The sequence below is a fragment of the Stutzerimonas kunmingensis genome (assembly GCF_014764705.1).
In the GTDB taxonomy this organism is placed as follows: Bacteria; Pseudomonadota; Gammaproteobacteria; order Pseudomonadales; family Pseudomonadaceae; genus Stutzerimonas.
Window position 1 is genome coordinate 1 of sequence record NZ_JACXXG010000024.1, and the last position, 14319, is coordinate 14319.

Below are 14319 nucleotides of genomic sequence, written 5' to 3' on the forward strand. Positions count from 1 at the left end.
GATTAGGACTTGCCACTGTTCTGCGGTGCGGTGTTTTCTCATGGAAATAACCTCGCGTTGTTGAATGCGAGGTCACTCTAGGGCGGAAGTCAGCGGGATGGCAGGATGTCTTGGAATGAACGCTTACACTGCGTCACCTTTCGCTGACCGCCCGAATGAGTGTCATGTTCATGTCTGTGGTGGTTGTAGTTCTCACCATAGCTGGGCTGAGCTTCAATTTGCTTAGCCAGCATCACTTCGAAGTGTTGGATCGGCAGGCCTTGGTGGAGAAGCTCGAATCGACCAAGAAAATTTTCAATAACGTACGCAGCAGCGCAAACCTTGCTGAGGAGCTACCGCAGTTGCGAGCTCTGCTAGGTGCCCATCATGATTTAGCGGCGACCATCTTGAGCGAAGATGGCAGAGTGCTCTTTTCTGATCCCAAGACAGTCGACGTCCCGGAAAGCTATAGGGACGCAGAACAGCAGAATATGTGGGAATGGAAATATGCCGGCCGCCTGTATAGAGGATTGACTGCCCGAATCTCGGTAGCAGACCAGCCCGAACCACTTACAGCACTGTTGATTCTTGATGTCACTAACCACGCGCATTTCTTTCAGACTTTGCAGCGTTGGTTCGGCGTTGGATTAAGCGTCAGCGCTCTAATTAGTGCTGCGCTTGGCTGGATGGTAGTTAGAAGCGGTCTCAGGCCTCTGAGGCAAGTTACCCATCTCGCCGCATCGATGTCAGCAAGGTCGTTGCAGGAACGAATGCCGCTTGAACCGATACCGCTTGAGTTACAGCAATTGGTTCTGTCCTTCAATGCGATGTTAGGTCGCTTGGAAGATGCCTTTGTTCGGCTTTCCAATTTCTCGGCGGACATTGCTCATGAACTGCGAACCCCTGTTAGCAACCTCATGACCCACACCGAGGTGGTGCTGACCAAAAAGCGGAATATTGATGCTTATGAGGAGAATCTTTACTCCAATCTAGAGGAGTTGAAGCGTATGTCACGCATTATTGACGACATGCTCTTTTTGGCCAAATCCGACAACGGCTTGATTATTCCCGAACAAGCGTCTATCGAACTAGCTGATGTCGTTGCTAAACTGCTTGCGTATTACCACTTAGTGGCTGACGAACGCGATATCCGTCTCTCAGTCTCAGGCGCAGGAAATGTGCTGGGAGATAAATTAATGATTGATAGAGCGGTCTCCAATTTGTTATCCAACGCGCTGCGTTACACCCCGGTAGGGGAAACTATTTCTGTAACGATTCACGAGGCGGAAAGAACGGTAACCCTCAGCGTCGAGAATCCCGGAGGGACGATCGAGCCCGAGCACCTGGACAAGCTCTTTTATCGCTTCTATCGGGTCGATCCTGCCCGGCGCGAGGGTAGTCCAAGCAACGCTGGCCTCGGCTTGGCTATTACCAGATCTATTGTTGAGGCCCATAAAGGCAGAATCTGGTGCACCTCATTAGACGGCGTGACGGGCTTTCACATGGAATTTCCCCGCCAATAATAAAATATCGAATAAAGGTAAATATTTTAAAATCAGCCGCATAGCGATCATAAGGGACCTTACACGATTGTAATGTTAACCATTGGAACGGACGAACTCTGAATATGTCGGATTTATGAGCTGCTAGAGGATCACCTCAGGCCAGCTCAAGACTATACGCTAAAATACGAACTTTGGAGGAAGTCATGACTGAAACAATGTTCAATAGCTGCATTCAAGCTTGTTCTAACTGCGCTCTAGTTTGCGAAGCATGCGCATCTGCCTGTTTACTTGAAGACGACGTACAAACGATGGCCCGTTGCATTGAGCTCGACAGAGATTGTGCTGACATATGTGCTCTGGCAGCCAGACTCATGAGTCGCCAGAGCGAGTTGGCTAAAGAGTTCTGTGCATTGTGTGCAAAAATTTGCCGAGCCTGCGGTGAAGAGTGTGCCAAGCATCAGATGGATCACTGCCAAGAGTGCGCGAAAGCCTGTATGAAGTGCGCTGAGGAATGTGAACGTATGGCTGTATAACCAGCAAGCCGCTTTCCTGCCAAGATGGTATCTTATGGACTTGGTAGGAAAGCGCTTTTATTCAGTGGCAGGACACCTACGCTCTACCCACTGAAATGACGCCTTGGCTTCTATTGTTACTCTTGTGCAAAAAAAAGAATGCCATTTGAAAAATCAGTCATAAGCCAATCGTAACGATCATACAATTGGCTTATATCGTATTAATTCCCTTATAAATAATTAACCGTTATTGATGCCAACTGGCGCGCTACGGAACTCCACTGAGTGGACAACTCCATCAGGAGTACGAATTTTGATTTCGTATGGCTGCGCACGATAGCTTGGCCAGCCTAGAATACTATCTTCGCCCATTGGCGTCACACTTAGTACATCACCGCTTTCAAGAAGAACCTTTAAAGCCTGTCTACCCTCGACTGCAGCATAGTCATGCTGCATCGTTGAGTTTCTATCAACCTCAGCCATTGCGAAGGAGGAACTTACGGCTATGCCAACAGCAAGAACTGCCGCAAATTTTTTCATCGTTAACACCTCTTGGTCATTGATGTTGGATAGTTTAAAGGTGTCAACCTTACACAAAGCTGAGTCTTATATTACATTAATGCTAAGCGGAGCTTACGTGTGATGTGCTCTTAACCTCATCACTTGCACTGAAAAACAGCAGAAATTTTTGTTCGATGGCCGCTGCTCGTGGTCTTCAAATTCCGGCAGCAAGAAGCGGATACTCGAACAAGGCGTAGTTCCCCCAAGCGCAACAGAATCTCAAGACAACACTAGCATTTATGCCGTGAGCCAATTTATTCTAGATAATTTCTCCTAGATTAATCAGATGTAATACCGTCTGTGGCCGGCCATGACATCTGGATGCAAAAAGCACATGCATCCGACCGCGTAGCGGTAATTGCTGTGGAGAACCGCGTCCGGTTGAATGGCACAGGCTCTGAAAAAGCGCGCGGCGTCGGTGAGTGAACATATTGCAAATTACTTTAATCCAACGGAAGCGTTACAGGCTTCACTCAGCGCGTTTTTTTCAGGTGCTCTCAGCTACAGACTTATTCCGATAGTACGCAGTGCCTCCCAGGACTTGGTTGAAACCAGGTGGTCCCTGCCAATTCCTTGGTAAACCGGTGGACTTAAGCAGAGTTTCTGCGTCCACTCCATTTCTCTCAAAGTCCTCTAGGTCCCACTCGAAAAAGCTAACAAGGGCTTGAAAAACAGTATTCGGAACACTGGAAACCATACCCATGCTTAGCCCATAAACGGAAAACCCCTGTAGATACAGGGGTTTAGGCATTGTGTCAGACTTTAATAGCTTGTGTCAGACTTTATTATATTGTGTCAATCTTTATTCCGTGCAGCCAGCTGCGTTTGGCGCAGTTTCCGGTCATTCCACCGTTACTGACTTGGCCAGATTGCGCGGCTGGTCGACGTCCGTCCCGCGCAATACGGCGACGTAGTAGGAAAGCAGTTGCAGCGGCAGGGTGTAGAGGATCGGTGCGAGCACGTCGTGGATATGCGGCATGCTGACGATGAAGGTGCCCTCTCCGTTCTCGATGCCGGCCTCGCGATCGGCAAAGACAATCAGCTCACCGCCGCGGGCGCGCACTTCCTGCAGGTTGGACTTGAGCTTTTCTAACAGCTCGTTGTTTGGTGCCACAGTGACCACCGGCATGTCCGCGTCCACCAGTGCTAGCGGGCCGTGCTTCAGCTCCCCCGCCGGATAGGCTTCGGCGTGGATATAGGAGATTTCCTTGAGCTTGAGCGCGCCTTCCATCGCCACCGGATATTGCGCGCCGCGACCCAGAAACAGCGTGTGATGCTTCTCGGCGAAGTGCTCGGAAATCTTCTCCACCGTAGCATCCATCGCCAGCGCCTCGCCCAGGCGGGTCGGCAGCCGGCGCAACTCGTCGACCAGTTCGGCCTCCAGCGCAGGGGAAAGCGTGCCCCGGACCTGGCCCAGCGACAGCGTCAGCAACAGCAGACCAACCAGCTGGGTGGTGAAGGCCTTGGTCGAAGCCACGCCGATTTCCGGGCCGGCCTGGGTGAGCAGGGTCAGGTCCGACTCGCGCACCAGCGAACTGATGCCGACGTTGCAGATCGCCAGGCTCGCCAGATAGCGACCTTCCTGCTCGGTGCGCGCCTTGGCGTTACGCAGCGCTGCCAGCGAATCTGCCGTCTCGCCGGACTGGGAGATAGTGACGAACAGGGTGTCCGGCTGCACCACCACCTTGCGGTAGCGAAATTCGCTGGCAACCTCGACCTGACAGGGTATGCCGGCCAGTTCCTCCAGCCAGTAACGCGCGACCATGCCGGCGTGATAGCTGGTGCCACAGGCGACGATCTGCACATTGCGCACTTTGGCGAACAGCTCGGCGGCTTGCGGTCCGAACGCCTGCACCAAGACCTGATGATCGCCTAGCCGGCCTTCCAGAGTGCGCTGCACCACCTTCGGCTGCTCGTGAATCTCCTTGAGCATGAAGTGGCGGTACTCGCCCTTGTCCGCCGCCTCGGCGCCTTCGTGATACTGCACGGCCTCGCGCTGCACCGGCTGGCCGTCGACATCCCAGATCTGCACCGCATCGCGGCGGATTTCGGCGATGTCGCCCTCTTCCAGATACATGAAACGGTCGGTGACCTGACGCAGCGCCAGCTGGTCCGAGGCGAGGAAGTTTTCGCCCAGGCCCAGACCGATCACCAGCGGGCTGCCGCTGCGCGCGGCGAGCAGGCGATCCGGCTGCCGCGCACTGATCACCGCCAGTCCGTAGGCGCCATGCAGTTCCTTGACTGCCGCCTTCAGCGCAGCGGTGAGGTCGCCGAGCGAATCGAGCTTGTGGTGCAGCAGGTGCACGATGACTTCGGTGTCGGTATCCGAGACGAATACGTAACCCATCTCCTTGAGCTGAGCCCGCAGCGCCTCGTGGTTCTCGATGATGCCGTTGTGCACCACGGCCAGATCATCACCGGAGAAATGCGGATGGGCATTGCGCTCGCAGGGCGCGCCATGGGTTGCCCAGCGGGTATGCGCAATGCCCAGGCGGCCGGCCAGCTGCGTGTGTTGCTGAGCCTGCTCCAGTTCGGCGACCTTGCCATTACGGCGCAGACGCTCGAGTGTGCCGTTCTCGTCCAGCACGGCAACGCCGGCACTGTCATAGCCACGGTATTCCAGGCGCTTGAGGCCCTCGAGAAGGATCGCGGTGATGTTGCGTTCGGCGACGGCGCCAACGATGCCACACATGCTCAGGTCTCCAGATTGGTTTCGACGGCCACGCAGATCAGTTTGACGCCGCGGGCCAGGATGCTGCTGCGCGCCTCGTCGCTGAGGCGCTCATCGGTAATCAGGGTGTGCACGCTGCTCCAGGGCAGCTCAAGATTGGGGATGCGCCGACCGAACTTGTCGGCCTCGGCGAGCACGATGACTTCCCGCGCGACGTCGGCCATCACTCGGGACAACCCTAGCAGTTCGTTGAAGGTGGTGGTGCCCCGCTCCAGATCGATGCCATCGGCACCGATGAACAGTTGGTCAAAGTCATAGGAGCGCAGCACCTGCTCGGCGACCTGGCCCTGAAAGGACTCCGAATGCGGGTCCCAGGTGCCGCCGGTCATCAGCAGCACCGGCTCATGCTCCAGCTCGCGCAGCGCATTGACCACGTTCAGCGAATTGGTCATCACCACCAGCCCGTGCTTGTGGCCGAGCTGAGGAATCATCGCCGCCGTGGTGGTGCCGCTGTCGATGATGATCCGCGCGTGCTCACGGATGCAGCCAACCGCAGCACGGGCGATCGCCTGCTTCCAGGGCGAAACGGGCTGCACGCTGTCGCCGATCAGCTCCTGAGGCAGCGGAACCGCACCGCCGTAGCGGCGCAGCAGCAGGCCATTTTTCTCCAGCGCAGCGAGGTCCTTGCGGATGGTGACTTCCGAGGTTTCGAAGCGCCGCGACAGCTCGTCCACACTGACCTCGCCGAGCTCGTTGAGCAAGGCGAGGATCGCGTGGCGACGTTGTGGAGTGTTGCGCTTCGACATAGATATGTTTCGATTCGAAAGATAACGGCTCGAATCAAAACATAAGTGCTTACGGGCTGCAAGCTGCTGGCGATCCGGCGTCACCCACCAACAGTGGGAAGCAGGCCGGCATCCCGCGCCGAACGCGGATCTACGACTGCTTCTTCGGTCGCTGCCAGCCTTCGATATTGCGCTGGCGACCGCGGCCGAGGCCCAGGGTATGGGCCGGCACGTCCTCGGTGATCGTCGAACCGGCGCCGGTCGTTGCGCCATCACCGAGATGCAGCGGTGCAACCAGCGAACTGTTGGAGCCGATGAAAACGTCCTCGCCCATCACCGTCCTGAATTTGTTGGCGCCATCGTAGTTGCAAGTGATGGTACCGGCACCGATGTTAGTCCGCGCGCCGATCTCGGCGTCACCGAGGTAGCTGAGATGCCCGGCCTTGGCGCCATCACCGAGGGTCGCGTTCTTCAGCTCGACGAAGTTGCCGACATGCGCCTTGGCGCCGAGCACGCTGCCTGGACGCAGCCGCGCGAACGGGCCGCAATCGGCACTCTCGCCGACTACCGCACCCTCAAGATGGGAGTTGGCCTTGACGATCGCACCGCGACGCAACGTGCTGTCCTTGATCACGCAGTTCGGTCCGATCTGCACATCGTCCTCGATGGTCACCATGCCTTCGAGAATGACATTGACGTCGATCAGCACGTCTCGCCCGACCTCTACCTCGCCACGCAGATCGAAACGTGCCGGGTCGCGCAGCGTCACGCCCCGGGCCATCAAACGACGAGCGGCACGCTGCTGGTAATGGCGTTCCAGCTCGGCCAGCTGGATACGGTCGTTGGCACCTTGCACTTCCATAGCGTCCAGCGGCTGCTCGGTGGCCACGCGCAGGCCGTCGGCCACAGCCATGGCGATGACGTCAGTCAGGTAGTACTCGCCCTGGGCATTGCTGTTGGACAGGCGACCCAGCCATTCGCCGATACGGCTGCCCGGTACGGCGAGAATCCCGGTATTGCCCTCGCGGATCGCCTTCTGCTCGTCGCTGGCATCCTTGTGCTCGACGATAGCCTGCACTTCGCCGCGCGCGTCGCGGACGATGCGTCCATAGCCGGTTGGGTCGTCCAGCTTCACCGTCAGCAGCGCGAGTTGCTCCGGCCCTACCTTCTGCAACAGGCGCTGCAGGGTGTCGGCTTCGATCAGTGGTACGTCACCGTAAAGGATCAGCACGCGCTCGGCCGACAGATTCGGCAACGCCTGGGCTACAGCATGGCCGGTACCCAGCTGCTCGGCCTGAACGACGAAGGCGAGATCATCGCCGGCCAGTCGCTGGCGCACCTGCTCGGCACCGTGGCCAATAACCACCTGGATGCTTTTCGGCTGCAATGCACGCGCGGTGTCGATCACGTGCCCGAGCATGGATTTTCCGGCGACCGGATGCAGAATCTTGGGCAGCGCCGAACGCATGCGCGTGCCCTGGCCAGCGGCGAGAATGACGATATCGAGAGACATGAAGCGATTCCTGAGCGGTATCGGCCCGTCAGCTCACCCGTACGTCAGAGTGCAGCTGGTATAAGCGCCGACAAATGGCAGAAAAAGAAAAAGGGTAGCCAAGGCTACCCTTTTACTCGTGCGCGATGAAGTCGCTTGCCGATCAGTGTCGGCCGTACTTCTTGCGCATTGCCTCGATGGTTCGCAGCTGGGCTGCGGCCTCGGCCAGGCGAGCGGCGGCGGAGCCGTAATCGAACTCCGCGCCCTTCTCGTGCAGGGCCTTCTCGGCAGCTTTGACGGCAGCCTGAGCGGCAGCTTCGTCGATGTCCTTGGCGCGCGTAGCGGTATCGGCGAGAACCTTCACCATGTTCGGCTGCACTTCGATGAAGCCGCCGGAGATGTAGAAGATCTCCTCGTCACCACCCTGCTTGATCACTCGAACCGGACCCGGCTTGAGATCAGTCAGCAGCGGCGCGTGACCCGGCAGAACGCCGATGTCACCCAGGTTGCCGTGGGCGACGACCATTTCCACCAGCCCCGAGAACAGCTCTTCTTCCGCACTGACGATGTCGCAATGCACTGTCATAGCCATGTTCATGCCTCGGTAATCAGCCTGACCAGCAGCTGCCGGTCAGGCTGGTTGGCGCCCGCGAACGGGCGCGCCAGTTACAGTTTCTTGGCTTTCTCGATGGCTTCGTCGATGCTGCCGACCATGTAGAACGCCTGTTCCGGCAGATGGTCGTAGTCGCCATTGAGGATGCCGGAGAAACCACGGATGGTTTCCTTCAGCGGAACGTACTTGCCTGGCGAGCCAGTGAAGACTTCGGCCACGAAGAACGGCTGGGACAGGAAGCGCTGGATCTTACGAGCGCGGGATACCAGCTGCTTATCGGTCTCGGACAGTTCGTCCATACCGAGGATCGCAATGATGTCCTTCAGCTCTTTGTAGCGCTGCAGCACGTACTGAACGCCGCGAGCGGTGTCGTAATGCTCCTGGCCGATCACCAGCGGATCCAGCTGACGCGAAGTAGAGTCGAGCGGATCGACCGCCGGATAGATACCCAGGGAGGCGATGTCGCGCGACAGTACGACGGTGGCGTCGAGGTGGGCGAAGGTGGTCGCCGGGCTCGGGTCGGTCAGGTCGTCCGCAGGTACGTATACGGCCTGTACCGAGGTGATCGAGCCGTTCTTGGTGGAGGTGATGCGCTCCTGCAGAACGCCCATCTCTTCGGCCAGAGTCGGCTGATAACCTACCGCGGAAGGCATACGACCCAGCAGCGCGGATACTTCGGTACCGGCCAGGGTGTAGCGGTAGATGTTGTCGACGAAAAGCAGAACGTCACGACCTTCGTCACGGAACTTCTCGGCCATGGTCAGGCCGGTCAGTGCAACGCGCAGACGGTTTCCCGGCGGCTCGTTCATCTGGCCGTAAACCAGGGCAACCTTGTCCAGAACGTTGGAGTCCTTCATCTCGTGATAGAAGTCGTTACCTTCACGAGTACGCTCACCCACACCGGCGAACACGGAGTAACCGCTGTGCTCCATCGCGATGTTACGGATCAGCTCCATCATGTTTACGGTCTTGCCTACACCGGCACCACCGAACAGACCGACCTTACCGCCCTTGGCGAACGGGCAAACCAGGTCGATAACCTTGATGCCGGTTTCCAGCAGCTCGTTGCCGCCAGCCTGCTCTGCGTAGGACGGAGCAGCGCGGTGGATGGTCCAGCGCTCTTCTTCGCCGATCGGGCCGGCTTCGTCGATGGGGTTACCCAGGACGTCCATGATGCGGCCCAGGGTCTGCTTGCCGACCGGTACGGAGATACCGGTGCCGGTGTTGACGACGTCCAGGCCACGCTTGAGGCCTTCGGTCGAACCCATGGCGATGGTACGGACAATGCCGTCGCCCAGCTGCTGCTGGACTTCCAGGGTGGTCTCGGCGCCTTGAACTTTCAGCGCGTCATAGACGTTCGGTACCACATCGCGCGGAAATTCCACGTCGATAACGGCGCCGATGATTTGAACGATACGTCCGCTACTCATGTTTGGTTCCTCTGAATATTTGAACCGTTCTTAAACCGCGGCAGCGCCGCCGACGATTTCCGAAATTTCCTGAGTGATCGCAGCCTGACGGGCCTTGTTGTAGACCAGTTGCAGGTCGCCGATCAGCTCACCGGCGTTGTCGGTTGCGTTCTTCATGGCAATCATCCGCGCGGCCTGTTCGGCTGCGCCGTTCTCAACCACCGCCTGATAGGCCTGGGACTCGATGAACCGTACCAGCAGAGCATCCAGCAGCTGCTGGGCGTCCGGCTCGTAGAGGTAGTCCCACTGACCTTTCTTGACCGGCTCGGCGTTCTCGTCTGCGGCCAGCGGCAGCAGTTGGTCGACCGTGGGCTTCTGGGTCATGGTGTTGATGAACTTGTTGGATACCAGGTACAAGCGATCGATACGGCCATTGTGGAAGCCGTCGAGCATGACCTTGACGCTGCCGATCAGATCATTGATCGACGGCTCTTCGCCGAGGTTGCCGATCGCTGCGACGACGTTGCCGCCGAAGCTGCGGAAGAAGCTCGCGCCTTTGTTGCCGATCACGCAGAGGTCGACTTCGACCTTCTGATCGTGCCACTCCTTCATGTTCTTGATCAGGACCTTGAACAGGTTGATGTTCAGGCCACCGCAAAGACCACGATCGGTCGACACGACGATGTAGCCGACACGCTTGACCGGACGCTCTACCATGAACGGATGACGGTATTCCGGGTTGGCAAAGGCCAGATGGCCGATTACCTGCCGGATCCGCTCCGCATAAGGGCGGCTGGCAGCCATGCGCATCTGTGCCTTGCGCATCTTGCTGACCGCCACCTTTTCCATGGCGCTGGTGATCTTCTGCGTGCTTTTGATGCTCGCAATCTTGCTGCGAATCTCTTTTGCGCCTGCCATTTGACACCTATCGGGTTAGCAGGCGGGAGCCTCACGGCTCCCGCTGCGGCTTACCAGCTTTGAGTGGCCTTGAACTTCTCGATACCGGCCTTCAGGCCTGCGTCGATTTCGTCATTGAAGTCACCCTTCACGTTGATCTTCGCCATCAGATCGGCGAACTCGCGGTTGAAGAAGGCGATCAGGGCCTGCTCGAAGGCGCCAACCTTGGCCACTTCCACGTCCGTCAGGAAACCGCGCTCGGCGGCGTACAGGGACAGGGACATGTCGGCGATGGACATCGGCGCGTACTGCTTCTGCTTCATCAGCTCGGTAACACGCTGACCATGCTCCAGCTGCTTGCGGGTCGCTTCGTCGAGATCGGAAGCGAACTGCGCGAACGCAGCCAGTTCACGGTACTGAGCCAGAGCGGTACGGATACCACCGGACAGCTTCTTGACGATCTTGGTCTGAGCAGCACCACCAACACGGGATACCGAGATACCGGCGTTGACGGCCGGACGGATACCTGCGTTGAACATGGCCGATTCCAGGAAGATCTGACCGTCGGTGATGGAAATCACGTTGGTCGGAACGAACGCGGAAACGTCGCCCGCCTGGGTTTCGATGATCGGCAGAGCGGTCAGCGAGCCGGTCTTGCCAGTTACGGCACCGTTGGTGAACTTCTCGACATACTCTTCGGAAACGCGCGACGCACGCTCCAGCAGACGGCTGTGGAGATAGAACACGTCGCCCGGATAGGCTTCACGTCCCGGCGGACGACGCAGCAGCAGGGATATCTGGCGGTACGCCACAGCCTGCTTGGACAGATCGTCATACACGATCAGCGCGTCTTCACCGCGGTCGCGGAAGTACTCGCCCATGGTGCAACCAGCGTAAGGCGCCAGGTACTGCAGGGCAGCGGATTCGGAAGCGGACGCAGCAACAACGATGGTGTTGTGCAGCGCGCCGTGCTCTTCCAGCTTGCGAACCACGTTGGCGATGGTCGACTGCTTCTGACCGATGGCTACGTAGACACAGCGGATGCCGCTGTTCTTCTGGTTGATGATGGCGTCGATGGCCAGGGCGGTCTTGCCGATCTGACGGTCGCCGATGATCAGCTCACGCTGGCCACGGCCTACCGGGATCATGGCGTCGACCGACTTGTAACCGGTCTGCACCGGCTGGTCGACGGACTTACGCCAGATCACGCCCGGCGCAACCTTCTCGACTGCGTCAGTTGCCTGAGCGTTGATCGGGCCTTTGCCATCAATCGGGTTACCCAGTGCGTCGACAACGCGGCCCAGCAGTTCCGGACCAACCGGAACCTCAAGGATGCGGCCGGTGCACTTGGCGCTCATGCCTTCGGTCAGGCCCAGGTAGTTACCCAGAACCACGGCACCTACGGAGTCCTGCTCCAGGTTCAGTGCCATACCAAAGATGCCGCCAGGGAACTCGATCATTTCGCCGTACATGACGTCGGCCAGACCGTAGATACGTACGATACCGTCAGAAACGCTGACGACGGTGCCCTCATTACGGGCTTGAGCAGCGACATTCGATTTCTCAATGCGCTGCTTGATGATTTCACTAATCTCGGAAGGATTCAGTTGCTGCATGCCATGACCCTCAAATCAGGATTTCAACGATTCGGCCAACTGGCTCAGTTTGCCGCGGACCGAACCGTCGACAACCACATCACCGGCGCGAATCAACACGCCGCCGATCAGCGCAGGATTCACGGCCTGCTGGAGGTTGACGGTGCGATCTAGCCGCTTCGACAGGGCGGCAGCCAAAGTTTGGAGTTGCTCGTTGCTGAGCTCGAAGGCGGTTTCAACTTCTGCCTCGAGCGTTTTCTCGGCTTGCGCCTTGATGTCCTCGTACAGCTCCCACACGGTCGGCAGTACCGACAGGCGATCGTTCTCGCCAAGGGTCTGGACGTAGTTGCGGAAAGCTTCGTCGGCGTCGTCACCGAGTAGACGCACCAGCCCCTGGACCTTGCTTTCGCTGGTCAGGCGGGGGTCGTTCAGCAACGCTGCGACTTCTGGGACTTCAACAGCGATGGCGGCCAGGTTCAGCATTTTCGACCAGGACTCGGTCGTTCCTGCGGCGCTGGCAAACTCGAAAGCGGCTTTCGCGTAAGGCCGAGCAAGCGTCTGGGTATTGATCATCGCTTGCCTCGCTTAGAGTTGGGAGGCCAGTTTTTCGACCAGCTCGTTGTGCACCTTGGCGTCCACCTGGGACTCCAGGATCTTCTCTGCACCGGCGACGGCAAGAGCCGCTACCTGATTGCGCAGTTGGTCCCTGGCACGGTTCACTTCCTGTTCGATCTCGGCGCGGGCGCCGGCGACCAGTCGCTCGCCTTCGACACGTGCCTGCTGCTTGGCTTCCTCGATGATCGCATTGGCGTGCTTGTTCGCCTGCTCGATGATCTGGGCTGCCTGCTCCTTGGTCTCGCGGAGGGTGTTGGACACCTTGTCCTGAGCCAGTTTCAGGTCTTGCTGCGCACGGCCTGCCGCATCCAGTCCTTCAGCGATCTTCTTCTGGCGCGCTGCCATGGCTGCCGTGATTGGCGGCCAGACGAGCTTCATGCAGAACCAGACGAAGATAGCGAAGGCGAGCGTTTGACCGAACAGCGTCAAGTTAATGTTCACAGCGATTTACCTCGTGCTATCTCGTTCAACGCGGGAGTCATTCCACGGCGACGGGGCTCGCCCGGCGAACCCCATCTCAAACCGGAAAGTGATTAACCGGCGACAACGAAGATGAGGTACATCGCGATACCAACGCCGATCATCGGCACGGCGTCGAGCAGGCCGGCCATCAGGAAGGTTTTGGTTTGCAGCTGGGGAGCCAGCTCAGGCTGACGAGCAGTGGATTCCAGCAGCTTGCCGCCCAGCAGGGCGAAGCCAATACCGGTGCCCAGGGCACCCAGACCGATCATGATAGAGGCGGCGATGTAGACGAGTTCCATGTAAAGCTCCTGAAGCTAAGGGGGGTTAAGGTTTTTCGGTTAAAGCGTTAGCGGTTTTCAGTGATGTTCTTCATGGGCAGAGCTCAGGTACACCACCGTCAGTACCATGAAGATGAAGGCCTGAAGCGGGATCACCAGGATATGGAAGATCGCCCAAGGCACATTCAGGGTCCACTGCACGTAGAACGGCAGCAGAGCGATGAGGATGAACACCACCTCACCGGCATACATGTTGCCGAACAGACGCAGCGCGAGGCTGAGCGGCTTGGTCAGCAGGCCGAGAATCTCGAGGAACAGGTTGAACGGCACCAGCGACCAGTGGTTGAACGGAGTGAACGCCAGCTCCTTGCTGAAGCCACCGAAACCCTTGACCTTGACGCTGTAGAAGAGAATCAGGATGAACACGCCGAGCGAAAGACCGAAGGTACCGTTCGGGTCGGCGGTTGGCACGATCTTGAACGCCGGAAGGCCCAGCAGGCTGGCCAGACCCGGGATGTAGTCGACCGGAATCCACTTCAGGCTGTTCATCAGGAACACCCAGACGAAGATGGTCAGCGCCAGCGGAGCGATCAGAGCATTGCGGCCGTGGAAGGTGTCCTTCACCACGCCTTCGACGAACTCGACGCACATCTCGACGAAGTTCTGCAACTTGCCCGGTACACCGGTCGTGGCGGACTTGGCGGCGCTGCGGAACAGCAGGATGAAGATGGCGCCCATCAGCAGCGACCAGCCGAGGGTATCCAGGTGGAATGCCATGAAGCCCATGTCACGAGCTTCCAGACCCGTCTGAGCGATGGTCCAGGTGGCCTGATCGAGAACGGAGCCATCAGCACGCTCATAACCTGCCGGCAGCTTGCCGTAGGTGAGGTTTTGCAGGTGGTGCTGGATATATTCAGCGGGGGTACTCGCCATAAACGCCTCAAT

The 14319-nt window shown here is 58.2% G+C and carries 14 protein-coding genes; 2 read left to right on the top strand and 12 right to left on the bottom strand.

Features of this window, described 5'->3' with window-relative positions; all coding sequences use genetic code 11:
• The first annotated feature begins 128 nt into the window (after positions 1 to 128).
• On the top strand, positions 129 to 1502 hold the full coding sequence (locus IEG05_RS16660) for a heavy metal sensor histidine kinase (protein WP_191122431.1): 1374 nt from the start codon (positions 129 to 131) through the stop codon (positions 1500 to 1502).
• 185 nt (positions 1503 to 1687) lie between these two features.
• Positions 1688 to 2017 (top strand): four-helix bundle copper-binding protein, encoded by a 330-nt coding sequence (locus IEG05_RS16665; RefSeq protein ID WP_024162553.1) that lies wholly within the window; start codon positions 1688 to 1690, stop codon positions 2015 to 2017.
• A 219-nt stretch (positions 2018 to 2236) separates the two neighbouring features.
• Here the strand turns inward: IEG05_RS16665 and IEG05_RS16670 are convergent, their stop codons facing one another.
• The 12 genes from IEG05_RS16670 to atpB all read right to left on the bottom strand — a co-directional run bounded on the left by IEG05_RS16670 (position 2237) and on the right by atpB (position 14307).
• Positions 2237 to 2536: a hypothetical protein gene (locus IEG05_RS16670; RefSeq protein WP_085987739.1), complete on the bottom strand. Its 300-nt coding sequence runs from the start codon at positions 2534 to 2536 to the stop codon at positions 2237 to 2239.
• A gap of 862 nt (positions 2537 to 3398) precedes the next feature.
• Positions 3399 to 5249, bottom strand: coding sequence for a glutamine--fructose-6-phosphate transaminase (isomerizing) (gene glmS, locus IEG05_RS16675; RefSeq protein ID WP_046622208.1), 1851 nt, complete (start codon positions 5247 to 5249; stop codon positions 3399 to 3401).
• Positions 5250 to 5251: 2 nt separating this feature from the next.
• Positions 5252 to 6034 carry a DeoR/GlpR family DNA-binding transcription regulator gene (locus IEG05_RS16680; RefSeq protein ID WP_046622209.1) on the bottom strand — a complete coding sequence of 261 codons (783 nt, stop codon included), beginning with the start codon at positions 6032 to 6034 and terminating at the stop codon, positions 5252 to 5254.
• Positions 6035 to 6164: 130 nt separating this feature from the next.
• Entirely contained in the window at positions 6165 to 7526 is a 1362-nt protein-coding gene (gene glmU / locus IEG05_RS16685; RefSeq protein WP_191122411.1) for a bifunctional UDP-N-acetylglucosamine diphosphorylase/glucosamine-1-phosphate N-acetyltransferase GlmU, read from the bottom strand.
• Between the two features lie 142 nt (positions 7527 to 7668).
• The gene (locus tag IEG05_RS16690) at positions 7669 to 8097 is read right to left on the bottom strand and encodes a F0F1 ATP synthase subunit epsilon (RefSeq protein WP_003303687.1); all 429 of its coding nucleotides are present in this window, start codon (positions 8095 to 8097) and stop codon (positions 7669 to 7671) included.
• A gap of 74 nt (positions 8098 to 8171) precedes the next feature.
• A complete protein-coding gene (gene atpD / locus IEG05_RS16695) occupies positions 8172 to 9548 on the bottom strand; it encodes a F0F1 ATP synthase subunit beta (RefSeq protein ID WP_003303688.1) in 1377 nt (458 codons plus the stop codon).
• A gap of 30 nt (positions 9549 to 9578) precedes the next feature.
• Positions 9579 to 10445 (bottom strand): F0F1 ATP synthase subunit gamma, encoded by an 867-nt coding sequence (atpG, locus tag IEG05_RS16700; protein WP_014822269.1) that lies wholly within the window; start codon positions 10443 to 10445, stop codon positions 9579 to 9581.
• Between the two features lie 50 nt (positions 10446 to 10495).
• A complete protein-coding gene (atpA, locus tag IEG05_RS16705; protein WP_003291823.1) occupies positions 10496 to 12040 on the bottom strand; it encodes a F0F1 ATP synthase subunit alpha in 1545 nt (514 codons plus the stop codon).
• Positions 12041 to 12055: 15 nt separating this feature from the next.
• Entirely contained in the window at positions 12056 to 12592 is a 537-nt protein-coding gene (locus IEG05_RS16710) for a F0F1 ATP synthase subunit delta (protein WP_003291824.1), read from the bottom strand.
• A gap of 12 nt (positions 12593 to 12604) precedes the next feature.
• The gene (locus tag IEG05_RS16715) at positions 12605 to 13075 is read right to left on the bottom strand and encodes a F0F1 ATP synthase subunit B (protein WP_014822271.1); all 471 of its coding nucleotides are present in this window, start codon (positions 13073 to 13075) and stop codon (positions 12605 to 12607) included.
• 92 nt (positions 13076 to 13167) lie between these two features.
• The gene (gene atpE, locus IEG05_RS16720) at positions 13168 to 13395 is read right to left on the bottom strand and encodes a F0F1 ATP synthase subunit C (RefSeq protein ID WP_003290909.1); all 228 of its coding nucleotides are present in this window, start codon (positions 13393 to 13395) and stop codon (positions 13168 to 13170) included.
• Positions 13396 to 13452: 57 nt separating this feature from the next.
• Positions 13453 to 14307, bottom strand: a complete 855-nt coding sequence (gene atpB / locus IEG05_RS16725; protein WP_023446456.1) for a F0F1 ATP synthase subunit A — start codon at positions 14305 to 14307, stop codon at positions 13453 to 13455.
• Positions 14308 to 14319 lie beyond the last annotated feature (12 nt).

What these genes read in the sequence shown, in the direction of transcription:
- atpE (WP_003290909.1), bottom strand. Translation starts at nt 13,395, where the DNA reads ATGGAACTCGTCTACATCGCCGCCTCTATCATGATCGGTCTGGGTGCC.
- atpB (WP_023446456.1), bottom strand. Translation starts at nt 14,307, where the DNA reads ATGGCGAGTACCCCCGCTGAATATATCCAGCACCACCTGCAAAACCTC.
- IEG05_RS16680 (WP_046622209.1), bottom strand. Translation starts at nt 6,034, where the DNA reads ATGTCGAAGCGCAACACTCCACAACGTCGCCACGCGATCCTCGCCTTG.
- atpA (WP_003291823.1), bottom strand. Translation starts at nt 12,040, where the DNA reads ATGCAGCAACTGAATCCTTCCGAGATTAGTGAAATCATCAAGCAGCGC.
- IEG05_RS16670 (WP_085987739.1), bottom strand. Translation starts at nt 2,536, where the DNA reads ATGAAAAAATTTGCGGCAGTTCTTGCTGTTGGCATAGCCGTAAGTTCC.
- IEG05_RS16665 (WP_024162553.1), top strand. Translation starts at nt 1,688, where the DNA reads ATGACTGAAACAATGTTCAATAGCTGCATTCAAGCTTGTTCTAACTGC.
- atpD (WP_003303688.1), bottom strand. Translation starts at nt 9,548, where the DNA reads ATGAGTAGCGGACGTATCGTTCAAATCATCGGCGCCGTTATCGACGTG.
- IEG05_RS16690 (WP_003303687.1), bottom strand. Translation starts at nt 8,097, where the DNA reads ATGGCTATGACAGTGCATTGCGACATCGTCAGTGCGGAAGAAGAGCTG.
- IEG05_RS16710 (WP_003291824.1), bottom strand. Translation starts at nt 12,592, where the DNA reads ATGATCAATACCCAGACGCTTGCTCGGCCTTACGCGAAAGCCGCTTTC.
- glmU (WP_191122411.1), bottom strand. Translation starts at nt 7,526, where the DNA reads ATGTCTCTCGATATCGTCATTCTCGCCGCTGGCCAGGGCACGCGCATG.
- glmS (WP_046622208.1), bottom strand. Translation starts at nt 5,249, where the DNA reads ATGTGTGGCATCGTTGGCGCCGTCGCCGAACGCAACATCACCGCGATC.
- atpG (WP_014822269.1), bottom strand. Translation starts at nt 10,445, where the DNA reads ATGGCAGGCGCAAAAGAGATTCGCAGCAAGATTGCGAGCATCAAAAGC.